Source organism: Streptomyces sp. NPDC020731 (assembly GCF_044334705.1).
Lineage (GTDB): Bacteria > Actinomycetota > Actinomycetes > Streptomycetales > Streptomycetaceae > Streptomyces.
This window is the reverse complement of record NZ_JBIRTN010000032.1, coordinates 21,014-47,206: the sequence shown is the minus strand read 5'-3', so window position 1 is coordinate 47,206 and position 26,193 is coordinate 21,014. Positions and strand designations below refer to the sequence as shown.

Sequence of the window (26,193 nt, the reverse complement as noted above, 5' to 3'; positions counted from 1 at the left end):
TTGGGCGACCAGCTCGTCATCCACACCCGCCGCCGGCTCCTCTGCCCGACCCTCGGTCTCGGTGACACTCACGTCGGTCATCAACTTCCGCTTCCTGCTCGGGAGTTACACCGATCACCGTACAGACCCCCGTGGCGCGTTCGGCGATCACTGGGCGTATGCCTCGCTCGCGAAGGAGCCGGCGGTACTGGTCGTGCCGCGGTCGGCGAAGAGCATGTCCGGGCGGCGTCGGGGCCGGCCGACCGGCCCGGCGGCTGCCGGGGTCTGGTCGAGCAGGGGCAGCAGCTGGGTGGCGTCGCCCTGGATTGGGACGAGCTGCGGGCCGCAGCGACTTCAAGCCGCTGACCGGTCGTTCTCACCTCCACTTCGGTGCGGCGTCCGTGGACCGGGAGCCGATGGTCACGGCGCCGACGCGAACCACGCTCCCGCGTCCGGTGGACTACCGCGTCGTCCGGTCGATCAGGCGGGCGAGTTCGGTGACGTACGGTGGCTCGAACAGGGTCAGGTGGTCTCCTTCCAGGACGTGGTGGGTCAGCCGGGCGGGGGCACAGACGCAGGACCAGGAGCGGATCGCGGTGCGCCGGAAGTCCGCGTCCTGTTTGTCGGCCTGGACGAGTGCGACCGGGCCGACGTACCGCGACGGGCGGTAGGCCCGGGCGGCCCGCAGATGGGCGAGGTTGGTGCGCCGTCGGAGGTCCAGCCGAAGCGACTCGGCGGCGCTCATGTCCTCCTTCGCCGCTGGGGGACCCGGTTTCTCCCGCTCGTCGTCCTCGTCGAATTCCGGGAGTTGTGCGGAGAGGTAGCTCTCGACGAGGAAGACCATCTCGGCGCGTTCACCCTGCAGTTCGAGCAGCCGGGCCATTTCGAAGGCCACCAACCCGCCCATGGACCAGCCCAGCAGCAGATACGGGCCGGTCGGTGCCACCGCGCGTACGGCCGCCAGATAGCGGGCGGCCAGCGCCTCGACGCTCCGGTCCTCGTGGTCGGCACCGTCCGCCGATGTCTGGAGGGCGTACAGCGGGCCGCGCAGCTCGGGGCAGGCGGCGAGATGGCGAAAGCCGGTGGCCTCGCCGCCTGCCGGGTGGACGCAGAACAGCGGGGTGCCCTCACCCCGGGGCCTCAGTGCCACGATGTCGTCCGGAAGGGCATGCAAGGCTGCGTTGCGCGCCTTGAGCAGCCGGGCCAGGTGCTTCGGTGTGGCCGTCCTTCCGGGCCGCCCCACCTCATGATCCGGCACCGGCCCCGCCTCCGGTTCCAAGAAGAGCACGGGGACCGGGAGTTCGGTGTGGAACTCCCCGTTGAGCCGCGCGATCAGCCGTACGGCCAGCAGGGAGTGGCCGCCGAGGGTGAAGAAGTCGTCGTCCGCGCCGACGGGGGCGACGCCGAGCAGCTCCTCGAAGACCCGGACCACGGCGGCCTCCATCGGGTCGGCCGGCGGTGTGCCGGCCCCGCCCGCCGACGAGACCGGGGACCCGGTGCCGCCGGCCTGGACGAGGGATCGCACCGCGGCCTGGTCCACCTTGCCGTTCGATGTGAGGGGTATCGCCTCGGTCCTGGCATATGCGGTCGGCACCAGTTGGGCCGGCAGCCGCTCGGCCAGATGGTCGCGCAGGTCCTGCGTCGTCGTGATGTGGACGTCGTCGGCGACGATACAGGCGGCCAGGTGGTCGCCGCATTCCTCGTCCGCGACCAGGACGACGGCGGCGTCCCGCACACCGGGGTGGCGCAGCAGCGCGGACCGGATCTCCCCGGGCTCCACCCGTACCCCGTTGACCTTGATCTGGTCGTCCCCCCGCCCCAGGTACCGGATCAGGCCGTCCGGGCCGACGCAGGCGAGGTCGCCCGAGCGGTAGAGGCGGCGGCCGGGCTCCGGTGAGAAGGGGTGCGGTACGAACCGTTCGGCGGTGGCGGCCGGGGCGCCCAGATATCCGCGGGCGAGGCTTGTGCCGCCTATGTAGATCTCACCCGGCACGCCCACCGGCACGGGGGTGAGGTCCTCGTCCAGGACGAGGACCTCGGCGTGGTCCATGGGCCGGCCGATGGGGACGGGGCCGGGGCCGTCGTGGGCGCCCACCTCGTGCACGCACACGCCGACGGCGGTCTCGGTCGGCCCGTACTCGTTGAAGATCCTCGTCCCCGGGGCGTGTGCCGTCCAGGTGTCGACCGCACTCCTGTCCAGAGCCTCACCGCCGAGGACGAGGGAGCCGGTGGTGCCGGTGAAGTTCCGTGGCTCCACGGCATGGTTGACCACCTTCAGGTGTGACGGGGTCAGTTTGAGCAGGTCCAGGCCGGTCCGATCGGCCAGATCCGCGGAGAGAGCGAGGGCGTCCCGCCAGGCGGGGTCGAGGAGGACGGGACGACCGGTGACCAGCGGCAGGAACAGACTCGTCACGGTGAGGTCGAAGCCGATCGAGGAGTGCGCCATCGCTCCGCCCCCGCCATCCCGGCCACCCGCGCAGTCGCCCTGGTCACCGTCCTTGCCGTCGTCGCGAACAGCGCCTGAAGCGACGTACGTTCGAGAGCTCCACAGCAGGTAGTCGCACACAGCCCGGTGGGGCAGCATCACCCCCTTCGGTGTTCCGGAGGAGCCGGAGGTGAACATGATGTACGCGAGGTGGTCCGGGCCTGCCTCGTACGGCGGTCCGGGTTCAGCTTCCGCGTCCATGCCGGCGGGTGGCAGGTCGCGCAGGTCGAGGCAGGTGACGCCCTCGGCCGCCGCCTCGTCCGGACGGTCGGTGAGCAGCGTGCGGCATCCGGCCCGCTCCAGCAGTTCCCGGGTCCGGAGGAGCGGGAGCAGCGGATCGAGCGGCACGTACGTCCCTCCGGCTTTGAGCACGGCCAGCAGGGCCACGACCAGCGCGGCCGAGGGGGCCGCCCGCACTGCCACCGGGGTTTCGACGCGGACGCCCTGGGCGCGCAGTACGCCGCTCCACCGGTCCGCCTGCGTGTCGAGTTCCCGGAAGGTCAGCCGATCGGTTCCGGCCACGACGGCGAGGGCGTCCGGGGATCGTTGGACCTGCCGCTCGACGAGGCCGTGCAGACACCGGCCGTCCGCCGGCTCCGGGAGCCGGGCCCGCAGCCGGGCGGCGCCGGCCGCGGGAGGCAGACTCGCCTCGCCCACGGGGGTGGCGGGCGCGGTCAGCAGCTCGGCGAGCAGTACGGCGTACTGGCCGGCGAGCACCCGGACATAGGCGTCGTCGAACTGTCGGCCGTCGTAATGCCAGGTCGTGCGGCCCTCCGTTGCTCTCAGGGCGCAGGTCAGCCGTAGGGCGTGCGACTCGGTTTCGACGTCGTCCCAGGCCACGGCGAAGGTGATCCCGGCGGCGCACCGTGGTGCGGGGGCGTCCGCGCAGACGAAGCCGATGTCGCGCCCCGCCTGCTCCGCGGCCCCCGAGGACGGGGCGTCCTGCTGGGCCTCCTCGGCGTCGGACAGGGCGCGTTCCGCGCGGGCGGCGAGGGCGTCAAGGACCAGACCGGGGCCGGTCCGCGCGGTGATCTCCGCCCACTGGGCGAAGTGGCCGAGGACGGTGGCGGTCTCCTCGAACTCCCGGCCGCTGAGCAGCGCGTCGACGGTGACGCGGTGCTGTCCGCCGATCCTGGCCAGCAGCGTCTGCCAGCAGGCGAGCAGCACAGCCCCCGGCCGCACGCGCCGCCGCCGCGCGTAGTCGTGGACGGCCGTCGTGACGGCGTCCGGCAGGGGCGCGGTGACGGTACGGCGCTCCGGCCGACCGGGGCCGGGAGGCCGGCGCAGCGGCAGGGACAGCCGTGGGGCGGGGCCGCCCGGTGCCGGGTGCGGTGGTTCCTCACCGAACTCCTGGTGCTGCCACTCGGCGAACTGGCTGTACTGCAGCACCTCGTCGGTGGGCGGTGTGCCCGCGTACCGCTCGGCCAGCTCGTCGACGAGCAACCGCAGCGTGTGGCCGTCTGCGGCCAGGGCGGTGGTGGTGAGCAGCAACATGTGCCGGCGGGGGCCGAGGGCGAAGAGGGTGGCCCGCAGCACCGGATCGTCCGGCCCGCCGTGCGGCAGCTTCCGCCGGGCGCGGACCTCCTCGTCGATCCTGCAAAGGCGCGCCGTCTCGTCCAGGTGGCCCAGCTCCTCGTGGGACCAGCGCGGGCCCGTACGGTCTGCGTCGTGGACGACGAGCAGCGCGGTGCGGGCACCCGGCACCCGCCGGTGGACCGAGCGGAGGATCTCGTGCCGGGCCACCGTGTCGTGCAGCGCGGCCGTGAGCCGGTCCGTGTCCAGCTCGCCGTCGACGGTGACGAGCACCTGCGCCCAGAACGGCACGCCGCGTTCGGCGAGCTCCCACAGTCGCCGCTGCCGGAACGACAGCCGGAACCCCTCCACCTGTCGCACCTGCTCCGCCTCCGCCGTCACTGATACCTCACCATGTCGCCCATGGCGACGAGGAGTTCACGCTCGCCACGGAAGGGGTTACGGGCATGGGCGGTGAGGATGTTGTCCAGTAGCATCACGTCACCGCGCTCCCAGGGGAAGGAGACCTCCAGCTCCTGGTAGGTCCGCAGGATCTCGTGCATCACCTCGTCGGGTATCTCTGTGCCGTCTCCGAAGCGGCAGCTGCGCGGGAGTTCCGCCGGGGTCATGGTGGACAGCAGGGACTCCCGTACCTCTGCGGAGAGGCAGGCGGTGTGCCAGTGCTGTGCCTGGTTGAACCAGGACCACTCGCCGGTGCGCGGATGGCGCAGCACTGCGGGCCGTACGGCCGTGGTGCGCAGGCGGTCGCCGTGCCACTCGTAGCTCAGTCCCTGCCGGGCGCAGCGGGCCTCGGCCTCGTCCCGGTCCCCGGTCCGGAAGACGTCCCGCCAGTCGAGGCCGAGCCCGGTGCCGTAGTTGCGGACGTACATGACCCCCTTGGCGGTGAACTCCTCGCGCACCGCCGGGTCCAGCCTTCGGTGGACGGCGCGGCTGTCGACCAGGGGTGTCTCGCCGCCGGAGTCGGCCGGGCGGGCGCAGCAGAACCAGATGCGGGTCGGGCCCTCGTCGTTGAAGGAGTTCTCGTTGTGCCAGAGCAGCTTCTCCTCCGGTGGGAAGAACACCGGCGTGTAGACGTTGCCGCCGAGTGCGGCGCGCGGGTGCTCGCCGTTCTCGCCGAAGAGGTCGTCGACGAACACGGAGGCGAAGCGTTCCAGGGCGTCCGGGTCGGTGACGGCGAATCCCCGGAACAGCAGGGCGCCGTGCCGTTCCAGATCGGTGTCGAGCCGGGTGCGGTGCGAGCGGGCCCAGGCCACCAGGTCGACGTCGAGGCTGGCCGGGCGCAGTACGAGCGGCAGGTCGGCCCCGTCCCGCAGCGGCTCCCGTACGACCACGTCGTCCGAGGTCACGGCGATCTTGGTGGGCTTGATCCCGCGCAGGGCCCCGGGGCCGCGCCGCCCGGCCCGGCCCGGCGTGGAACGGGCCGTGGGAGCCGTCGTGGGCAGGGGTGCTTCGGCGATCGAGGCGTCCGGTCGGGCGGCCATGTCCGCGACCAGCGCGACGTACTGCTCGCGCAGTTCCTCCATGGTCGACGCGTCGAAGAGGTCGGGGTCGTAGTTGAGGAACCCGGCGACCCCGTCGTCGTCCTCTTCCAGGACGAGGGTGACGTCGAATCGGCTGGTGTCGATGAGGTCCACTGTGAACGGGCTCAGCCGCAGGCCGGCCATGGCGTCGGCGGCCCGCCGGTTGCTGTTGAGTACCAGCTTGATCTGGAACAGCGGGCTCTGGTTGCGGGTGCGGGGCGGGCCGAGGGCCTTAACGACCTCCTCGAACGGCAGGTCCTGGTGCGCGTAGGCGTCCAGCGCCACGTCCTTGGTGCGGCCCAGCAGTTCGCGCCAGGTCGGGGCGCCCGTGAGGTCGGCGCGCAGCACGATCTGGTTGACGAAGAAGCCGATCAGCGGTTCGGTCCGGCTGTCGGAGCGGCCGGCGACGTCCGAGCCCACCACGAGATCGGTCTCCCCGGTCCGCCGGTTCACCACCGCGTACAGGGCGGCGAGCAGCGCCATGAACAGGGTGCTGTCCTCCTCCCGGCACAGCGCGCGCATCCCGTCCGCGGCCGGGGCCGGGATGCGGAAACGCAGGCTTTCGCCCCGGTTTTCGGGGTGTGCCGGGCGCGGCCGGTCCAAGGGCAACCCCGGCAGGTCGAGGATGCCGCCCAGGCGTGCCGTCCAGTGCTCCACCAGACGGTCGAAGTGACCGGCCTCGGCGAGCCGGCGCTGCCAGACCGCGTAGTCCGCGTACTGCACCGGCAGTTCGGGCAGGCGGGGCGCTCGGTGTTCGCGGCCCGCTGTGTACAGCTCGGCCAGCTCGTCCAGCAGGACGGCGGCCGACCAGCCGTCCACCGTCACATGATGGGCCGTCAGCAGCAGAACGTGGTCCGCTGCGTCCAGCCGGAGCAGCCCGGCCCGCAGTACGGGCCCGGTGGCCAGGTCGAAGGGCTCGGCGTACTGCTCCCTGGCCAGCCGCCGCGCCTCCGGTTCCCGTCGCTCCGGCAGGTAGGAGGTCAGGTCGGTGAGCGGGAGCGCGGGCGGTTCGGCGGGCAGTACGGTCTGGAACGGCTGCCCGTCACGGACGGTGATCACGGTCCTGAGTACCTCGTGCCGCCGTACGATCTCCGCCACCGCCCGGCGCAGCAGGCCGACGTCGAGTTCGCCCGTCAGCCGGACGAGGACCGGGAAGTTGTACCGGGCGGTGCCCGGGTCCATCTGGTGGAGGAACCACAGGCGTTCCTGGGCGAAGGAGGCCGGTAGGGTCCCGTCCCGTTCTGCGGGGGCCAGTGCGGGCAGCACGGGCCGGTTCTTCTCGGCGGCCAGGCCGTCGACGAGGGCGGCCAGCGCGCCGAGTGTCGAGGCGTCGAACGGCCCGCGGATCGGCACCTCCACCTCGAACTCCTCCCGCAGCCGGAACACGAGGCGGAAGGTGAGCAGGGAGTGCCCGCCGAGGTCGAAGAAGTCGTCCTCGGCACGGATATCGTCGCGGCCGAGCAGTTCGCTCCAGATGGCGGCCATCCGCCGTTGCGTGGACGTGAGTTCGGCCTCCGGCCGCACCCCGGAGTCCCCGGCGTCGTCCTCGGTTGTCAGCGGCAGGTCCGTGAGCGCGGCACGGTCGACCTTACCGTTGGCGTTGAGCGGGATCCGGCGCAGCACGACGTAGCGGGCGGGGAGAAGAGGGCCGGGCAGGCGTTCGGCGAGCCGGGACTCGATCCCGGGCAGTGCGGCGAGAGCCGCGGGCCGCCACAGCGGTGCGGTGGCGAGCCGGTGCGGCTCCGTGGCGGTGACGACCGACGGCAGCGCCGTCGGCGGCGTTCCCCGGGGGTGCAGCAGCAGGTCGTAGGAGCCGTCGGGCCGTCCCTCGGCCCAGCTCGGTTCGGCTTCGTACCCGTGGCGACCGGCCAGGCGGCACAGCTCCTCCAGGTCGACGCCCCGCGGTACGGCGTCCGGCGCCGCGCCGGAGAGCCGGGCCAGCAACCGCAGGTCCCCCGCCAGCCGGGCGTTGGGGATGCCGCGCAGCACGAGCCGATCGGGGCGTTCGGCGCCGAGCAGTGCGTCCACGCCGTCGGCGTCCAGGCCCTCCGCCTGCCAGTCCCTCTCCGGCGGTGACCCTGCCGACCCGGCCCCGGGGCCGTCGTCCGCCGTGCGCTCGCCGGTGACGGTGAGGACGACGTCGTAGCGGTACCGGGTCAGTTCGTTGTCGGTCCTCCCCCGCTTCGGCAGGACCCTTACCGAGCCGACCCGTGGCCACCGTGCGGTCAGTCCGCAGAAGAACCGGGGGTCGAGGCAGAGTTCGTTCTCGGTCTCCACGCGCCAGGTGGTATCGGCGCGCAGGACGGCGTCGGGCGTGCCCGGCTTCGCCCGGTGGGCGGCGACGGAGGCGTGGAAGGCGTCCAGGAGGGCGAGGTTGCGCAGGTCGCCGAGGAACACCTGACCGCCGGCGGGCAGCGCGTCGATCGCCCGCTCCAGGACCGCCAACAGGTAGTCCGCGGACGGGAAGTACTGGACCACGGAGTTCAGGATCACGGTGTCGTACGTCTCGCCCGGGCGGACCGCGAGATGGGCGGGGTCGGCCCGCAGACCGATCCGCTCGGGGGCGACGGTGGTGCCGATCTCACGCCGCAGCCGTTCGATGACCTCCTCGGACAGGTCGACGCCCTGGTAGAAGTCGCAGTCGGGGGCGACCCGAGCGAGGATCAGGCCGGTGCCGCAGCCGATCTCCAGGGCCCGGCTCGGCCGCAGCGCGCGTATGCGGTCGACCGTCGCGTCGAGCCACTCGCGCATTGCGTCGGCCTCGATCGGCTCGCCGGTGTAGCTGCTGTTCCAGCCGGCCAGGTCGAACGACGGGTCGGCGGGTCGCTCGGCGCAGCCGTAGGTGTCCTCGTACAGCGTCCGCCAGCGGCTCACCCAGTCCGTCTCGGACGCCGCGTCCGGCAGTGCGCCGACGTCGGGGCTGACGAAGGCGACCAGCTGCCGGGGCCCGGGGGTGGGGCCGTGCGCGATCACGGCGGCCTCCCGGACCGCCGGATCCCGGGCCAGCGCGGCGGCCACCTCCTGCGGCTCGACCCGGTGACCGCGGATTTTCACCTGGTCGTCGAGGCGGCCCAGGTACTCGAGGTCTCCGCCGGCCGTCCGGCGCACCCGGTCACCGGTCCGGTACAGACGTCCGCCCGGCTCTTTGCCGAAGGGGTCGGGGACGAACCGCTCCGCCGTCAGGCCTGAGCGGTTCCAGTAGCCGTGACAGACGCCCGCCCCGCCGACGTGCAGCTCTCCGGGCGCGCCCGGTGGCACCGGGTTCATCGCCTCGTCGAGCACATACAGCCGCACGTGGTGCACGGGCCTGCCGATCGGCACCCGGCCGAAGCCACCGACCGGATGCGCGCTGTCGTACGCGGCGCAGGCCACGGCGGTCTCCGTCGGACCGTACTCGTTGACGATCCGGGGCGCTCCGGCACCCGTGCGCCAGACCGCGAGCCGCTCCTCGTGCAGTTCCTCGCCGCCGACGACCAGGGTGCGGGTCCACGCCCCGGTACGCGCGGGGGCCGCGGAGCCCTCCAGCATCTTCAGGTGCGAGGGGGTGAGCTTGACGAAGGCGAGGCCGGTGTCCGCCTCGGCCGAGGCGCGCAGGGCCTCACCGGGTGTGCCGGAGTCGTCGGCGAGCAGCAGGCGCCGGCCGGCCAGCAGCGGGGCGAAGAGGCTCGTCACGGTCAGGTCGAAGGAGAGTGAGGAGTGCACGGGGACGGCGCCGTCCGCCCCGGGCGGCAGGTACGTCTCCACCGCCCACAACAGGTAGTTGGCGACCTGGCGGTGGGAGAGCATGGCGCCCTTGGGCCCGCCGGTCGAGCCGGAGGTGTACATCAAGTACATCAGGTCGTCGGGCCCGCCGTCCCCCTCCGGCGGGAGCCCGGTCGCCTCCTCGGCCACCCGGTCCGGGTCCACCACGACGGTCGGGACGGACGGGACCGCCGGGCCCCCCGGTCGTGCGTCCGTGACCAGCAGCACGGCCCCGCTGTCGTGCAGCATGTGATCGCACCGGGCCTTCGGATAGGCCGGGTCGAGCGCCACGTACGCGGCGCCGCTCTTCAGCACGGCGAGCAGCGCGACCAGCGCTTCGGGCGTGCGGGGCAGCAGCACCGCGACTACGCGGCCGGGACCGGCGCCAAGGCCACGCAGCCGGTGGGCGAGGCCGTTGGCGCGGCGGTCGAGGTCCCGGAAGGTCAGGTCGGCGCGGCCTGGCGCCGACACGGCCACCGCGTCGGGGGCGGTGCGCGCCCGCTCGGCGAAGAGCCGGTCCACGCGTGCGTCCTCGGGGCGGTCGGCAGGTGCGCCGTGACCCTCGCGCAGGACCTGCTCGCTCTCCACGGCCGTCAGCAGCGGCAGTTCACCGACCCGTGTGTCCGGGGCGGCGGCCACGGCGTCGAGCAGGACACCCAGCGATCGGGCGAGCCGCTCACCGGTCGCCGTGTCGAACAGGTCCGTGGCGTGGATGAGCCGGCCCTCCAGCCCGGCGTCGGTCTCCCAGACGTTCAGGTCGAGGTCGAAGCGGGCGGCGTCGTGGTCCAGGTGGTCCAGTGGAGTGAGACCGATCCCGCCCGGCAGGGTACGAACCGGACGTGGCGGCGTGTTGTGCAGGGTGAAGTTGACCTGGTAGATCGGGTTCCGGCCTGGGCTGCGCTCCGGGTGCAGCCGTCGGGCGACCAGGTCGAGGGGCACGTCCTGGTTCTCATACGCCTCCAGGCACGTTGTGCGGACCTCGGTGAGGAAGTCCTCGAAGGACGCCTCCGAGGGGACACGCGAGCGTAACGGGACCGAGTTGGCGAAGAAGCCGACCAGATCATGGAAGCTGCGGTAGCGCCGGTTCGCGACGGGGGTGCCGACCACCACGTCGTCGTGGCCGCCGTACCGGGCGAGCACGATCTGGAACGCCGCGAGCAGCACCATGAACAGAGTGCTGCCGGTGCGCGCGGAGACCTTCCGCAACTCGTCGGTGAGGGGCGTGGGAACGGTGAACATCGTGGACTCGGCGCGTCCCTCGGGGCGCTCGGGGCGGGGACGGTCGGCGGGCAGCGGCATCGGGTCCGGGGCACCGGCCAGTCGATGCTCCCAGTAGTCCAACTGGTCGGCGGCCTCGGCGCCTTCGGCCCACTCGTGCTGCCAGCGGGCGTACTCGGCGTACTGCACCGTGTGGGCGCGCAGTTCGGGCGCCTGTCCGTCCAGGCGCGCCCCGTACGCGGTGCCCAGATCGCTCAGGAGGACGCCCAGCGACCAGCCGTCGACGACCGCGTGGTGGAAGGTGAGTACCAGGATGGCGTCGTCGGCGGCGAGGCGGAGCAGCCGGAACCGCATCAGCGGTCCCTCGGCCAGGTCGAACCGCTCCCCGGCGTCCGCCCGCGCGAGTCGCTCGGCCTCCGCCTGCCGGTCGTGCCCGGGCAGCCCGGACAGGTCAACGACGGGCAGCGCACGATGCCGGTGTGGCAGGACCCGCTGCACGGTACGGCCGTCCCGGACCGGAAGGACGGTGCGCAGGACGGCATGGTGGCGCAGCAGGTCGTTGAGGGCGGCTTCGAGGGCAGTGTCGTCCAGCGGTCCGGCGAGGCGGTGCACGACGGGGCTGTGGTAGGCCGGGCTGTCGGGATCCAGCCCGGACAGGAACGCCATCCGGCGCTGGGTGAAGGACGCGGGGGCCTCCCCGTCGTCGTCCAGGACGGGCAGCCCGGTCGGGGCGCCCTTCTCCCACAGGCGCTGTCGTAGCAGGGCCCGCTGCCCGGCGGGGAGACGTTCGATCCTGCCCCGCAGATCCGCGTCGATCGTGTCGGCCGTCTTCGTGGTGCGCGCCATGCGGCTCCCTCCGCTCATCCCTCGGCGCGCCGGGACTCGGCGAGCCGCTCCAGTTCGGCCACCAGGCCGTCGAGTTGTACCGAGTCGTCCGCCCGCGCGGACGCCGGTACGACCGCCGCCTCGTCGGCGGCCTGCTCGACCTCGGCGGCGAGGCCGGCCAGGGTCGGCACGTCGAACAGGGTGCGCAACGGCAGGCGCACTCCGAGCCGTTCGCGGACCGAGGCGCGCACCACCGAGGCCAGCAGCGAGTGACCACCGACGAGGAAGAAGTTGTCGTGCACCCCGAAGGACCGCACGCGCAGGGCATCCGCCCAAATCCCCCACAGGGCGCGCTCCGTCGCCGTCCTCGGCGGCACGGTGTCAGCGTCCGGTGGGCCGGCCGCGTCCTCGGCGATGCCGGGCAGCGCCCGTCCGTCGATCTTCCCGCTGGGTGTCGTGGGCAGTTCGTCGAGCAGGACGACATGGCCGGGCACCATGTGTGACGGCAGCCGGTCCCGCAGCCCGCCCAGCACCTCCGGTGGGGACGGCCGGCGCCCCGGCCCGGGGACGACGTAGGCGACGAGCCGCCGGTCCCCGGCGACGTCGACCGCCCGCACGACGCATTCGCGCACGTAGTCGCCGGCCAGCAGCGCCGCCTCGACCTCCCCCGGCTCGACGCGGTAGCCACGGATCTTCACCTGCTGGTCGGCCCGGCCGAGGAAGTCCAGCGCCCCGTCCGGGAGCCTTCGCACCAGGTCGCCGGTGCGGTACATCAGCGCGCCCGGCCCCGAGGCGAACGGATCCGGCAGGAAGCGCTCCGCGGTGTGGCCCGGGCGGCCCAGATAACCCCGGGCGACCCCCAGCCCACCGACGTACAACTCGCCGGTCACCCCGATCGGCACGGGGCCCAGCTCCTGGTCCAGCACGTGCAGCGTGGTGTTGGTGAGGGCGGAGCCGATGGGCACTCTCGGGGTGTCCTCGGACAGCCGGTCCACCAGGTGGGTCGTGGAGAACGTCGCGTTCTCGCTCGGACCGTACCCGTTGTGCAGGTGCTCGGGCGGCGCGCCGCCGCGCAGCACCGCGCGCGTGCGACGGGGGTCCATCACCTCTCCGACGACGAAGAGATGGCGCAGTCCGCCAAAAGCCCTCGGGTCGATGTCGGCCACCCGGTTGAAGAGGGTGCCGGTGAGGGCGACGATCGTCGGCCGCAGCTCGCGCAGCGCGGCCAGCACCTCGTCGGGCCCGAGGGGCTCGTCGCCGGGCAGCACTTCCACCTGGGCGCCGTTGCACAGCGCCCCCCACACCTCGAAGGCGGTGATGTCGAAGGCCGGGTCGCCGAGGTGCAGCAGGACGTCGCCGGGGCCGATGGACACGTAGTCGGTCGCGGTGATCAGCCGCACGACGGCCCGATGGGGTATCCCGACGGCCTTGGGCCGCCCGGTCGACCCGGAGGTGTGCACCACCGCGGCCAGCCCGACGGGGTGGGAGCGGGACCGCGGAAGCGGGCCGACGGGGCAATGCCTGACGTGCTCCGGACCGGCGGCCACAGGCCAGTCGTGTGTCGGGCCGGCTGCCGGGGGCCCCTGCCGCTCCGGGCCGGTGGCGACGGCCCGGGGGGGTGGGGGCCCAGGTGCGGCAGACGTGTCGGGTTCCCGGTCGGCCGGCGCAGGCCCCTGCCGGTGCGGGGCGGCCGGACCGGCGCTGTCGTGTTCCACGTCGGTGAGTCGCAGTACGGGTACGCCCAGGCCGTACAGCCAGGCGGGGGGTTCGGCGCGGCTGAGGACGGCCGAGATCTCGGCGTCGTCGGCCATGAACCGCAGTCGTTCCTCGGGGTGGCCGGGGTCGAGGACGAGAGGGGCGCAGCCGGCCAGGAGCACGCCGAGCATGCCCGTGACCAGGTCGGCGGAGCGGCGCATGTGCAGGGCGACGACGGAGTCCGGGCTGATGCCGGCCGCGATCAGGGTCCGTCGGACTCGGTCGGCCCGCCCCCGCAGCCGCGCGTACGTCCAGGTTCCGGTGCGGTCGGTGAGGGCGAGGGCTTGCGGGGTGCGGTCCGCCCACGCGAGGAACAGGCCGTCCACGGTGGCCGGTTCGGGCAGGGGACGGTCGGTGGCGTTCCAGGCGTCGACCCGAACCCGGTCCTCGGGCGACAGCACCGGAATCTCCCCGATCCGCCGGTCGGGGGTCTCGGCGAGGGCGGTGAGCAGTGTGCGGAAGGCGGTCGCCATGCGGTCGGCCGACTCCGGCAGCCACAGGTCGGACGCGAGGCGCAGCTCGGCCCCGAGGTCGCCCCGCCCCTCGTCATCGGTCACCGTGCACTGCACGTCGTAGGGGACGGTCGCGTCGTCCAGTATGAGCGCGGACGTGGTGAGCCCCGCTGCGGTGAAGCCTGTACGCCGCGCCCCCGTCACGGCGAAGACCGCCTGACAGAGCGGGTGGCGATTCGAGTCCCCTTCCTGACCGAAGAGTTGGACGAGCCGTCCGAAGGGGACACCGGCGTACCGCTCCGCCTCGTCCCGGGTGCGTGCGACGCGACGGACCGCTTCCCGTAAGGAGGGACGGCCTGTCAGATCGGCCCGCAGCAGGAGCAGATCCTCGTACGGCCCGAATGCTGTCCGCGCGGACGCCGGCGGACGACGGTCCACGGGGGTGCCGAACACCACGTCGTGCCGACCCGTCCAGCGCGCCAGCAGCACCGTGAAGGCGACCGCCGGTACCGTCCACGCCGGTACGTCTTCCTCGCGGGCCAGCCGCCGCAGGGCCTCGGTGTGCCGGGCGTCGAGGAGCAGTCCGCGGCCCGTCGCCCGGTGGGTCGGTGTCCTCGGCCGGGTCCGGTCGAGCGGCAGGCCGAGTGGCGGGAGATCCGCCAACCGCCCCTTCCAGTACGGCAGCCCCTCGTCCAGGGTTTTCCGCTCCGGGGCCGGCCGTTCCGCGTTCAGGGGCGGCAGCTGCGCCGGGCCCTCGCTCGATGCTGCGTAATGGCAGGCCAGTTCGTGCTCCAGCACGGTGAGCGAGGTCCGGTCGGCGACGATGCGGTGTGCCGTGAGCAGCAGCACGTGCCGCTCCTCGCCGGTGCGCACCAGGGTGGCGCGCAGCGCGGGCCCACCGTCGAGCGCGAAGGGCCGGACGCTCTCCTCGGCCAGCACACCGCGCAGCTCCGCCTCGGGCACGGATCCCTCCCGGGTGTCCGTCCCCGGCGTGGATCCTCTTTTCTCGAGGTCCAGTCGCCGCAGCGGCACCTCGGCCGTCGCACGGACGGTACGGCGCGGCCCGTCCCCGCGATCGTCGAAGGTACTGCGGAGCAGCTCGTGGCTGGAGACACAGCCCCGCAGAGCGGACGCCAATCGGCCGGCGTCCAGCGGACCCTCGACGAGGGTGGCGGCGGACACGTGGTGGACCGGCGCAGCGGCGGCGATCTGCTCCAGGTACCAGAGTCTTTCCTGGCCGTGGGAGAGCGGCAGCCGGGGCGCCCCCGCCGAGCGGGTCGTCGGTCGTGTTTCCAGGTCGTCGTGCACGATGGCCTCCCCTGGTTCGCGGTACGGCGGGTGTGGTGACGGACCGGGAGTCGGCCCGTCCGGTCGGCGCCCTCCGCCACCGGCCTGCCCTATCCGTTCCGTCCGTCCGGTACGTCCTGTTCACCCGCCCGCAGGCGACGGCGCAGGCTCAGCGGACGCATGTCGGTCCACACGTCCTCGATATGAGCGAGGCAGTCGGACTTCGGGCCGGTCCTGCCCGCGTCCGACCACCCGGCCGGGTTGTCCCGGTCGGCGGGCCAGATGGAGTACTGCTCCTCGTGGTTGACCACGACCTTGTACAGCCGGTCGTCATCGTCGGGCTTCGGCGTCATCCCCATGACTCTCCTCTCGTGATAGCGACGCATCGGTGGGTTGCGTCTGCGGGAGCTGTACGGCGGTCCGCTCCGGGTGGCGCTGTCGGATGGGAGTGAAGGCGGCGGCCACGACCACGGCCAGGAAGACGACGGCCACCGCGGTCAGCGGTCCTCGTGCCCCCAGCCGGCCGACCAAGGCGGTGAGCAGGGCCGCGCCGAGGGGCGCGAGGCTGCCGTGGATCGTCCAGAACGCGGAGGTGACCCGGCCGAGCAGATGGTCCGGCGTGACCTGCTGCCGCAGGGACATCGAGCAGACGCCCGCCAGTGCCATGCCGAAGGAGTACAGACAGATCGTCACGGCCGCCACGGCCACCTGACCCGTGCCGCCCAGCACCAGCACCAGCACCGACACCGAGCACAGACTCATCGCGCCGAGCCAGCAGGGGCCGAACCCCCAGGAACGGCGCAGCCTGGCGGTCGCGGCGGCGGCCACACAGGTGCCGAGCCCGGCCAGCGCGAGCACGTAACCCACCGTGCGTTCGTCCTGCTCCAGACCGTGCCGCAGATGGTAGATGAACACATCGGTCATGCCCAGGCTGAGGAAGGTGGTGACGGTCAGCAGCACGGTGAGCGACCGCAGCACCGGCGTGCGCCACAGGAACGCGGCGCCGATCCGGAAGCCGGAGCGCGGGTCCTGTGCCCGGGCCGCCTTGCTCTCGGCCTCGTCGGCCGACGGCCACGCCGTGGGCCTGAGCCTGATGAACGCCAGGCCCACCAGGGAGATCCCGAAGCTGCCCGCATTGATGGTGATGGCGGCCGTCGGCCCGAAGAACCCGGCCACCACACCGGCCAGGGCCGGGCCGGCGATGTACGCGATCGCGTTCGTCGCTTCCAGCCGGCCGTTCGCCGCGACGATCTGCTCCGCGTCGACGAGGTTCGCCACGGCGGTGACATAGGTAATCCTGAACAGCATCTCGAAGACCGAGGCAAACGCCATGACCACGTACAGCAGCCAGATCTGCGGGTTCAGGGCCCAGCAGACCGGGATCGCGCCGTACAGCACCAGTCGGGCGGCATCGCACAGCATCAGCAGGCGCCGCCGGTCGAAGCGGTCGGCCCAGGCGCCACCGACCAGACCGGTGAGCAGCGAGGTGGCGCCGGCTACGGCCGTGAGCAACCCCATCTGCGCCGCCGACCCGGTGGCGTGCAGCACCAGCAGCGGAAGCGCCACCAGGGAGAAGGCGTTGCCGACCTCGGACAGCGCCTGGACCGCCCAGAAGACGGAGAAGTCCCGGTTGGACCAGAGCGAACGCGCGATCATGCGAGGTCTTCCGTCCTGGGGCTGAGGGGTGTCGTTCGGAGCAGGCCGGCTTCGGGCGACGGCGCCTCACAGCCGAGCCGGGCGGGGTCCGGTGCGTGCGGCCGCGAGGCGGAGGAGGGAGTCGACGCGGAGCGTCGAGGACCGACGGCAACGCCGCGGAGGTGCGTGCCGGACCCCGCCCGGCTCGGCAAGATCCAAACGACATCTCCTAGCGGTCGGGTATGTACGGCTCCGCCATGGCGACCGCGATCCGGCGGGGCCCCGTGAACGGCTCGCGGCCGTGCGAGACCAGCATGTTGTCGACCACCAGGACGTCATCCGCACGGTAGTCGAAGCGGGTCACCGCGACCCGGTAGCAGGCCCGGAGATGATCCATGACGGTGTCCGGGATCGGTCCGCCGTCGCCGTAGTAGGTCTGGCTGGGGAGGTTCTCCTCGCCCAGCATCTCCAGCAGCCCGAGCCGGACCGACTCCGGCAGCGTGGTGACGTGGAAGACCGTCGCGTGGTTGAACCACACCGGTTCGCCGGTCACCGGATGCTGGTGCACGGCCTCCCGTACCGCCCGGGTGCGCAGCCCGCCGCCGGGCAGCCACTGTGTCCCGATGTCCCGCTGCCGACAGTACCGCTCGACTTCCGCGCGGTCCTCGGTGGCGAACGCCTTCTGCCACGGCAGGCCGACCAGGTCGCCGTAGTTGCGTACGACCATCCAGCCGCGCCGGGCGAACTCCCGGCGCACCTCGTCGTCGACGGCGGCCAGTACCCGCCGGGTGTCGGCCAGCGGCGTGGCGCCCCGGGTCAGCGGCGGGTGCACACAGTGGAAGTACAGGGTCAGCGGCCAACTCGCCTGGTAGGAGTTCTCGTTGTGCAGGAAGATCTCTTCACCGGGCGGGTAGTCGGTGGACGTGTAGACGTTCCCCTTGATCACGCTCCGGGGGGAGGAACGCTCGGTGTACGGCAGTGGCTCGCCGGAGAGCTCGCGGACGATGTCCGCGAAGCCGTCGGCGCCCCCGACGTCGAAGCCGCGCAGCAGCAGCGCACCGCGTTCGCGCAGCGCGGCCCGGAGTTCCTCCCGCCGGGCACGCAGCCGTTCGACGGCCGACTCGCCGTGCCCCTCGACGACCAGCGGGAGCATCGGGGTGGTCCCGACCGTCATCGCGGTGCCTCCGACAACAGCGGCAGCATCCGCCGGGCACCGGCGGTGGCGGGCTCCTCGGTCTCGTCGTCCGCTCCGGTCAGCACCAGGCTCATCACCCGGCCGTTCTCCGCGAAGAGGAACCGCTGTTCGGTGAGCGTGTCCAGACGTTGCCGCAGGTCGTCCGGTCCCTCCGGCCAGTCCCGGGCCAGCTGCTCGGGCTTGACCGGCGAGGACAGCCGACGCAGCAGCCGGCCGGTCACCGCGTCGGTCGGGTGCGTCCGGAGAGCCCCGGCACGGGAGTCACGGACCGTGAGCCGGCCGTCGTCGTCGGCGACCAGCCGCAGCTCCCGACGGGCCGCTCCGTCCTCCCCGTACCAGGCTGCACGCCACTGGGTGACCAGCCCGCTCAACTCGTCGTGCCACTCGACCGCGTCGAGCATGTACGGCGCCAGGTTCTGGTCGGCGAAGAAGTACGCGAGATCGGCCAGCGCCGGCTCGTCGAAGGGATACGTGAGGGAGTAGTAGTCCACCGGCTTCAGGACGAGCCCGTACTCGTCGCTCCGCTTGAAGTAGGGGCTGAAGCGGTCGAAGCGCACCATGTATACGCCGTGCGGCGGCACCAGGTGGACGAAGTCGCGCAGTTCCTCGACGTACTTGCGGTAGACCACCGGGTCCTCGCCGGGGAAGCCGATCAGCAGGTTCCACTCGGGCTTGATCCCGAACTCCTCGCAGTTCTTGAGGAACTGCAGGTTCTGGAACGCGGTCGTGCCCTTGCCCATCAGTCTGAGCGTCGAGGAGGACAGCGCCTCGATGCCGGGCTGGACGACGGTGACGCCCGCGTCCGTCATGGCGCGCAGGTCCTGACGGCTCAGTGGAAGCTTGACCTCGTAGAAGATCTCGGCCCCCGGCGGCGGGGTGAGCCGGGGGAAGACCTCGCGCGAGTAATTACGCGGCATGACATTGTCCGTGCAGAAGAGCGAGGTATAGGTGGGCGCGAAGCCAAATAACCACTCGAACTGCTGGACGGCCAGGTCCGGAGCCATGGCCCGAAAGGCCATGCTTTCGCCGTTCAGCCCGCAGAAGGTGCAGTGCGAACGCTGTCCCCACCAACAGCCGCGGGACGTCTCGAAGAACAGCATGGGTTTACTGGTCCCCGTGCGCCGCAGTTCCGGATGGCTCTCCAGCGCCTCGAAGAAACTGTCGTAGTCGGGCAGGAAGAAGTCATCGATATCGCGTTCCGCACCGATGGCCTTGCGGAAGCGCGGGTCTCGGCAGTTCCGCTCGGAAAGGATTCCCGGAACAGCATCGGCGCGCTTCGGGTCATCGTCGAGGACGCACTGCAGGAACTCGCCGAAGGTGTTCAGCGCGGGCCCGGAGAAAACAAAGTCGACGGCCGGCACATGCTCGGCGACCACCGAGCCCATGGGCGCCTCGCAGTTCGCCCCGCCCAGCACGACGAGCGTCCGCGGGCTGCGCTCCTTGATCAGCCGCGCCAGGGCGATACTCGGCACATGCTGGGCGAACATCGAACTGAACCCCACGATGTCGGCCTCGTCAAGCCGGTAGCGGTCGATCAGTTCCTCACAGAACTCCCGCAGCCCGTCCCGCGCCGACAGGATCTGCTCACGGAAGTCGGCCCACCGGGCACCCCGGTAGTAGCGCTGGAAGTACTCGGTTGCAGTGTCGGCCTCGCCGGGAAAGGCGATGTGCCGGAACAGCCAGTCCCCGATCCCTGTGTCCACATGATCGTGACTCACGGAGAGGGCCTCGTACAGACGTGTCCCAAAAAACTCGGCCATGTCCTGGTTGGGATAGCACACATACGCTCGCGCCCGGTCGTCGAACTCCCGGTGAACGAGAGTCGACAACTGTCCCAGGGCGAATGACGGACGATTCCAGTCGGCAAATGGCATGTTTACTAAAGCGACATGCAACAACTGCAGCCTCCCCGTAATCATTCGTTCTGAGTCTAGTGCGCCATGGATTGAGTCGGCAGGGATGTTCAGGCCAACGGGAATTCCGACGGGTGCGGGATGGGATCCGGATTGACTCGGGATCTTTCCCTGCTGCTGCGCAGGTGCGTTCGCCGTGGTCCGACGTGTGTTCGCCGAAGATTTCGCAGGCGTGGCAGCCGGTCCTCACGCGGGACGACAGGGCCGTGGGCGGGGGGACGATCCGGCCAAGTGCGCGCTCGTCGAGCATCCGACGGACACAGCTCTCAGCGTGCCGAGGTCTCCACCCCGGCACGCGGGTACCGGCCGGGTTCCGCTACGGAGCTTCGCCTGGCCTGCCGACCCTCCCACGGGTACCGGCCGGTGTGCCGGTAGCGTCCGTTTCATGACCGCCCTCGATGCGCTCGTCCGCCTCTGTCCGCCGAGCCGCCACCCCCTGTGGACTGGGCGCAAGCCGAGAACGCCCCAGGTACGAATCTGCCCGCCGGCTACAAGCAGCTCGTCGAGGCATACGGCGACGGCATCTTCGACGAGACGATCCGGCTGCTCGTCCCCGACTCCGCCTACGACGACTGTGACCTGCACGCGCAGACGACGGAACGGGACGAGATCCTGACCGACCTGTGGGAGTTCGAAGACAAGCCCGCCGGCCTGCGGGAGGCGGGGACGAGGGTCCTGCCGTGGGCGTTCGAGGAGGGCACGGGAGCCTTCCTGTACTGGCTGGCGCGGCCCGGGCAGTCCCCCGGCGACTGGACCGTGCTTTAACGAGGGGCGCGGCCCCCTGTGTCGGAGTGGAGGACGACGTAGTAGCCGGTGCACCGCGCGGCTGAGTGCCAGAGGGCGCAGGGTGCCGTAGTCGGCGATACCGGACCGCGTCGGCGGAGCCTCCGTGGCAACAACCCTGCCGATGTCGAGGATCGTACGGGTGCCTTCTGCGCCCATGAACTCCTCGTCCGCATACAGGTCCTCCGGACCTGGGTAGCGGGCATCGCCGCCGTACTCCTCCTGAAACACCCTGGCCTGCAGAATCCCCAAGGCCGTCTCGACATCGCCGTCGTACCTGGTGACGCAGTCCCGTCCGCCGGCACCCATCGCGCCGCATCCGGGTACGCATGGTGGCGAGTTCGCGGCGGGAGAGGTCACCCACCGGGCGGGTGCCCCGGACAGGATGGATGCGGTCGGCGCGGGCAGGTGGGTGAGGGCGGCGTCGGCGGCCATGAACGTCGCGGCCCGGCCGGGGGCGACAACGGCGGCGTAACTCCTCTGCTCCCCGGCAGCGGCGCGGGTCCCGGCGTGGCTGCCCGGTCAGCCGCCGAGCGCGGCGGAAGGCGCGTCCCCGTTCTGAGCCTGTCGGGCCCGCTCCGCGAGCACCGCGGTCAGGTCCCGGACACCGTCCTCGTCGATGCCGCCCTTGCCTGCGGAAGCCGCCTCGGTCCACAGCAGCGTCGCGCCGACCCGGGTCTGGGTCACGGCGCCGGGCTCGCCGCGGAAGCCGGAGGAACCGAACCGGGCGTCGCGCTCGTCACCGATCGGGCCGAGGCTGAACGTCTTCGCCCTCTGTCCCGCCCTCTTGCCGTAGTAGCCGTCCCAGAGCACGTCGTACGCCTCACGGGCGGCCTGTTCGTTGTCGTAGGCGATGATCAGAAAGGTGACGTTGGCGGCGCTGTCGTCGTGTCGGAAGGTCGAGGCGCCGTAGAAGCGGGAGTTCTCGCAGCCCGCGTTGTCCTTGATGGGGCAGGCCTGCGAACGGTAGAGCTTGTCCATCTCGACGGCCGTGGGCCGAGCGGACTCCTTCCAGCCCGTCATGGCCTCGCCGTCCGGCAGCGCCTCCCGGACCTGTTCCCTCGTGAGCGCCACCGCCTTGCCGTTCCCGCTGCCGTTCTCCGTGCCACCGCCACCGCCGCAGCCGGTCAGTAGCAGTGCCGCCGCGGTCGCCACGCACCACCGGTAGTTCCTCATGATCATGCCACCACCCCTCGGGCGATGATCTTACGCGGACCGTCTTCGTGCAGGGTGCGCTGTCGGGGTACCAGTGAACGGGCTCACTGCGATGGTCATACTTTCTTCATGCTCGCATTCCTCGCCGTACTCGGTCTGGTCCTGTCGGCCGGCTCAGCGACTTGGGCCGTCGAGCGCGTGCTGCGTCGTACTCGTCAGCAGACCAGGTATGGACGGTACGCGCCATGGATCCACCCACGAGGCCGGCTCGCTGCGCCGCTGAACTGGGTGGCCAACAGCAGGCTGCTGCGGGCTCTGGGCGAGCGCATTCCACCGGTGGGTTTCGTCAGCGACATCACCGACGTCGTCTATGTCAACTACGTGGTGGGGGCTCACCGCATCGCGCCACTGATTCCTCCGGGCCTGGAGCTGCAGCGCATGGGCGAGGCCGGTGACCAGGCGATGTTGACTTTCCTGACCTACCGCCACGGGCACCTGGGGCCGACGCTGCTCGGCCGGTGGCGGCGACTGCTGCCCTCGCCGCTGCAGAGCAACTGGCGTGTGTACGTACACCACCGGCGCACAGGTGCCAGGGGTGTCTACTTCCTGAGCACCGCTATCGACCACACGTTCCACGCCCTTGGCGCCCGTATGACTGCCGAGGCGCTGCCCATGCACGTTCTCGAACGGGCATCCCTGGTTGCTCCGGAGGGCAGCCGGATCGACCTGCTTCTGGATCCGGGGCGCGGCACCGCACCGGACGCTGAGGCCCATCTCCACCCGCTGCCTGAGTGGCCGGCGGACGGACCGTGGCGCCGCGCATTTTCCGACTACGAGCAGATGCTGGCCTACTGCGTCCCTCAGGACCGTGCGCTGTCGGTACAGCCGTGGCACGGGCGGGTGACCCGGCAGGAGATTTCCCTGGGCATCCCTCTCGAAGCCTGTAGGGCGCTCACCGGGCCAGTTGTCTCCATCGCGGCCAGTGCCCTTGTCGGCGATGCCGAACCTTTCGCTTTCCTGGTACCGCACGTGAAGTTTCGCTTTGAGACAGAAGAGCGCGATCCGATCTGACACCAGGTGACAGCACTCATCGATCTGTCCACCGACCGCGTCCACCCGCGGCTGCCCACCGTCCTCGTGGCCCCGCCGGCCTCGCCCGGTCCGGCCTGCGTCACGCCGGCAGCGGTCCGGTGTGACGACAGGGCGCCCTTCCCGGCCACCACGCCTCCTGCCGTTCGCCGGCACCGCGCTCGCCCTGGCCGGCAGCGGCGCGCGGACCATTGCGCAGCTGCACATTGCCGCAGCCGGGTCTCGCAAACCGGAACCCCTCACGCCCGGTACGGCGTGAGGGGAGACAATCACCCGATGACTCATCGCCGCTTGCTGGGTACCGGCCCCAGCCGTACAGACCTCCCGCCCCAGCTGCCGCCCGCACCCCGCGCACTCCTCGCCGCCGAACGCATCCCACCCACCCCCACCACCGCCCCGGTCGACTCCAGGCCCACACAACCGGCAGCACGCCGCGCCCTGAGCACCGGCCCCAGCAGCGATACACAGCCGCCCACGACCGAATGCACAAACACGTAGTCACCCCCAGCCCGATCGCATACCGGCTGCGCACTCGCACAACCTGGCTGCGCAGCCGGTGCGCGGTCAGAGAGAGTGCAGGAACCGCGGAGCCAGGGGGCCGGCCCGTCTCCTGGAGCGTGCGCGAGGTGCTGGTATTACGTCTGTGGCAGCAACCCTCCTCCGGGCGGTACGGGGCATGCCGCAGCCGCCCCGCCGGCGCCGCTCGAGATGGTGCCCTGGTCCGGTGAATCCGGGGTGACCGGCCGAGTCCGTTCCAGGGATCTGCCCTTGCCACGGGGTCGGACGCCGGGCCGGCCAGGCACTGCGCTCGGTCACACCCCAATGGCTTCGTTTGGGCCTGTTGAGAATGCGGCTGCTGTCAGAGCCGTGGGGATCAGCAGCGTACGGCGCCGGTAGCTGACCACGAGGCAGTGAACGCGGCGGTCACAGAGACGGCGGCCAGGAGGAAGAAGAGCGGTCCGTAGCCTCCGAGGGGCACGGCCAGGGCGGCGCCGGCGAACGGCGCGAGGGCTGCCGCCATGGTTGCCGGCGCCGCGAGGAGTCCGGAGAGGCGGCCGTAGTGGGTGGTGCCCCAGCGGTCGGTGACGGCGGTGGCCTGCAGCAGGGTGAGGTTGCCGCGGACCATGCCGGCCATGACCGACACGGAGATGAGCAGGCCGTAGGGGCCGGGGGCGGCGGCGAAGGCGGTGGTGGTCAGTCCGCCGAGCGCGATCAGGATCGTTGTGCGGGCCGTGGCGGTGGTGCGGTGGGCGAGGGTGGCGTACAGGGCGCGGCCGAGGGTCTGCCCGGCGCCGCCGATGCCGAGGGCCCAGGCGGCCTGGCTGGTGGTGTACCCGCGTTCCAGGAGGAGCGGGACGAGGGCGACGACGACGGCGTACATCGCGAAGCCCGACAGGGTGAAGGCTGCGGCGAGCAGGAGGAACGGTCGGCTGCGCCCGATTCCGGCAGCGTCTGCGGCCGCGTGCTCAGCGCTCGTTGGGGCGTCGGGCCAGGGAGCGCGCAGTGCCAGGGCGTGAGCGGGGACGGTGACGACGGCGAGGACGCCGGCGAGCACAAGGTAGGTGTGGCGCCAGGACAGATGGGCGGCGAGGGCCGCGGTCAGGGGTGCGAAGACGGTGGAGGCGAGCCCGCCGGCGAGGGTGACGACCGTCAGGGCCCGCACGTGGTCGGGGGCCCACCAGCGGGTGAGCGCGGCGAATGCGGGCTGGTAGAAGGTGGCCGCCATCGCGAGCCCGGCCAGCATCCAACCTGCGATGAAGAAGGGGACGTTCGGGGCGCGGGCCACGATCAGCATGCTGACCACGCCGAGCACGGAGCCGACGGTCATCACAGCGCGTGGGCCGCGACGGTCGAGGATGCGCCCGACGCGGATCCCGGCGAGGGCGGAGACGACGAGGCCGAGTGAGAACGCCGCGGTGGTCGCTCCGGCCGACCAGCCGGTCGCGGCGGTGATCTGCGGGTTGAGCACGGGAAAGGCGTAGTAGACGATGCCCCAGCTCACGATCTGCGTGGCACACAGGGCGGGCAGGGCGGCGGGGGGGGGGGGGGCGGCCCCCCCCCCCCCCCCGGCGCCCCCCCCCGCGGGGGGGGGCGGGGGGGGGGGGGCCGGCCCCGGGCCCCCGGTGCGGGGCGGGCCCCCGCGCGTGGGGGTGCCCAGGTTGGTCACGAGCCGCAGCAGCCGCCCGCCGGGGCCTCTTCGTCAGCGGCGCCGACCGTGGCGGGGGCACCGAGCCGGACGAGCTGCGGCGCGGGTGCGCAGCAGCCGCCGCCGTCGGCCGCCTGGGTGTCGGGGGCGTCGAACAGGCCGGCGCCGCCACAGACTCCGGTCTCGGGCAGGGTGAGTTCGACGCGGTCGGCGGAGTCGAGGTCGCCGGCGATGGCGGCGGCGACGGAGCGGACCTGCTCGTAGCCAGTCATCGCGAGGAAGGTCGGGGCGCGGCCGTAGGACTTCATCCCGACCAGATACACGCCCTGCTCCGGGTGGGAGAGCTCGCGGTGGCCGTGCGGGTAGACGGTGCCGCACGAGTGCTGGTTGGGGTCGATCAGCGGCGCAAGGGCGACCGGAGCCTGGAGACGCTCGTCAAGGCCCAGGCGCAGCTCGCCCAGGAAGGACAGGTCCGGGCGGAAGCCGGTCAGCACGATCACCTCGTCGACCGCCTGTAGGCGGCGCCCGTCCTCGCCGACCAGGATCAGGCGGCCGTCGCCGTCGCGCTCGATCGCCTCGGTACGGAAGCCGGTGACCGCGTCCGCGTGACCGGCGTCGACGGCGGCCTTCGCCGCCAGACCCAGGGCGCCGCGCGCCGGGAGCTGGTCGGCTTCGCCGCCGCCGAAGGTCGAGCCCGAGATGCCCCGGCGCAGGATCCACACGCCCTTCGTCTCCGCGCCGTCGGCGGACTTGGCGAGGTCGGCGAGATGGGCGAGCGCGGTGAAGGCGGAGGCGCCGGAGCCGATCACGGCGGTGCGCTTGCCGGTGTACCGGGCGCGCACGCCCAGGTCCTTCAGGTCCGGGACGCGGTAGGTGATCCGGTCGGCCGCGGCCTTCTCGCCGAGGGCGGACAGTCCGCTACCGCCGGCCGGGCCGGGCGTGGTCCAGGTACCGGAGGCGTCGATGACCGCGCGGGCGAAGGCACGCTCCTCGCGGCCGTCGGCGTGGGCGATGTGCACGACGAACGGCTGCTGCTCGCGGTCGGCGTCCACGATCCGGTCCCGGCCGGCCCGGGAGACACCAGTGACGCACGCGCCGTAGTGGACGCGCTCGCCGAGGACGTCGGCCAGCGGTTGAAGGTACTGCTCGGCCCAGTCGCCACCGGAGGGGTAGGCGGCCGGATCGGGCCGTGTCCAACCGGTGGGGGCGAGGAGCTTCTCGGCGGCCGGGTCGACGACCTCGCCCCAGGTGGAGAACAGGCGCACGTGCGACCACTCGCGCACCGCGGCGCCGGCCCTCCGGCCGGCTTCCAGGACCAGGGGTTCGACGCCCCGGTCGAGCAGGTGGACGGCGGCGGCCAGGCCGGCGGGGCCGGCCCCGATCACGACGACGGGCAGCTCGGTGGTGGCGGGCGCGTTCACGGCGACTCCTTACGTGTTTCGACATCTGTCGATGGCTTGCGCGACCCAGCATGACACCTGT

General features: G+C 72.0%; 12 protein-coding genes and 1 pseudogene. 2 read left to right on the top strand and 11 right to left on the bottom strand.

The annotated features are described in order from the left end of the window. Positions 1–136: 136 nt before the first annotated feature. The 8 genes and pseudogenes from ACH4VX_RS34100 to ACH4VX_RS34065 form a co-directional block, all read right to left on the bottom strand. A pseudogene (locus tag ACH4VX_RS34100) lies at positions 137–297 on the bottom strand (IS5/IS1182 family transposase); the annotation flags it as partial. Positions 298–439: 142 nt separating this feature from the next. Beyond that, on the bottom strand, positions 440–4,378 hold the full coding sequence (locus ACH4VX_RS34095) for an amino acid adenylation domain-containing protein (protein WP_398373032.1): 3,939 nt from the start codon (positions 4,376–4,378) through the stop codon (positions 440–442). After that, positions 4,375–11,322 carry an amino acid adenylation domain-containing protein gene (locus tag ACH4VX_RS34090; protein ID WP_398373031.1) on the bottom strand — a complete coding sequence of 2,316 codons (6,948 nt, stop codon included), beginning with the start codon at positions 11,320–11,322 and terminating at the stop codon, positions 4,375–4,377. The genes ACH4VX_RS34095 and ACH4VX_RS34090 overlap by 4 nt, the downstream gene beginning before the upstream one ends. Before the next feature lie 14 nt (positions 11,323–11,336). Further along, positions 11,337–14,816 carry an AMP-binding protein gene (locus ACH4VX_RS34085; RefSeq protein WP_398373030.1) on the bottom strand — a complete coding sequence of 1,160 codons (3,480 nt, stop codon included), beginning with the start codon at positions 14,814–14,816 and terminating at the stop codon, positions 11,337–11,339. A gap of 89 nt (positions 14,817–14,905) precedes the next feature. Continuing rightward, complete coding sequence (locus tag ACH4VX_RS34080) at positions 14,906–15,148, bottom strand: MbtH family protein (RefSeq protein WP_398373029.1); 243 nt, start codon at positions 15,146–15,148, stop codon at positions 14,906–14,908. After that, positions 15,126–16,451: an MFS transporter gene (locus tag ACH4VX_RS34075; RefSeq protein WP_398373027.1), complete on the bottom strand. Its 1,326-nt coding sequence runs from the start codon at positions 16,449–16,451 to the stop codon at positions 15,126–15,128. Before ACH4VX_RS34075 ends, ACH4VX_RS34080 begins: the two co-directional genes overlap by 23 nt. A gap of 208 nt (positions 16,452–16,659) precedes the next feature. Continuing rightward, complete coding sequence (locus ACH4VX_RS34070) at positions 16,660–17,604, bottom strand: TauD/TfdA family dioxygenase (protein ID WP_398373026.1); 945 nt, start codon at positions 17,602–17,604, stop codon at positions 16,660–16,662. Next, on the bottom strand, positions 17,601–19,544 hold the full coding sequence (locus tag ACH4VX_RS34065; protein WP_398373025.1) for a RiPP maturation radical SAM C-methyltransferase: 1,944 nt from the start codon (positions 19,542–19,544) through the stop codon (positions 17,601–17,603). The genes ACH4VX_RS34070 and ACH4VX_RS34065 overlap by 4 nt, the downstream gene beginning before the upstream one ends. Before the next feature lie 432 nt (positions 19,545–19,976). Between ACH4VX_RS34065 and ACH4VX_RS34060 the strand changes: the two genes are divergently transcribed. Next, a complete protein-coding gene (locus tag ACH4VX_RS34060) occupies positions 19,977–20,303 on the top strand; it encodes a hypothetical protein (protein WP_398373024.1) in 327 nt (108 codons plus the stop codon). Between the two features lie 540 nt (positions 20,304–20,843). On the opposite strand, the gene ACH4VX_RS34055 is transcribed toward ACH4VX_RS34060, so the two are convergent. Next, positions 20,844–21,503 carry a hypothetical protein gene (locus ACH4VX_RS34055; protein ID WP_398373022.1) on the bottom strand — a complete coding sequence of 220 codons (660 nt, stop codon included), beginning with the start codon at positions 21,501–21,503 and terminating at the stop codon, positions 20,844–20,846. A gap of 102 nt (positions 21,504–21,605) precedes the next feature. Here ACH4VX_RS34055 and ACH4VX_RS34050 point away from each other — a divergent pair, with 102 nt between their 5' ends. Next, positions 21,606–22,547 carry a DUF2071 domain-containing protein gene (locus ACH4VX_RS34050; RefSeq protein WP_398373021.1) on the top strand — a complete coding sequence of 314 codons (942 nt, stop codon included), beginning with the start codon at positions 21,606–21,608 and terminating at the stop codon, positions 22,545–22,547. Between the two features lie 892 nt (positions 22,548–23,439). On the opposite strand, the gene ACH4VX_RS34045 is transcribed toward ACH4VX_RS34050, so the two are convergent. Both ACH4VX_RS34045 and ACH4VX_RS34040 read right to left on the bottom strand, forming a co-directional pair. After that, a complete protein-coding gene (locus ACH4VX_RS34045; RefSeq protein ID WP_398373019.1) occupies positions 23,440–24,567 on the bottom strand; it encodes an MFS transporter in 1,128 nt (375 codons plus the stop codon). 161 nt (positions 24,568–24,728) lie between these two features. Next, a complete protein-coding gene (locus ACH4VX_RS34040) occupies positions 24,729–26,132 on the bottom strand; it encodes an NAD(P)-binding domain-containing protein (RefSeq protein WP_398373017.1) in 1,404 nt (467 codons plus the stop codon). Between the last annotated feature and the right edge of the window lie 61 nt (positions 26,133–26,193).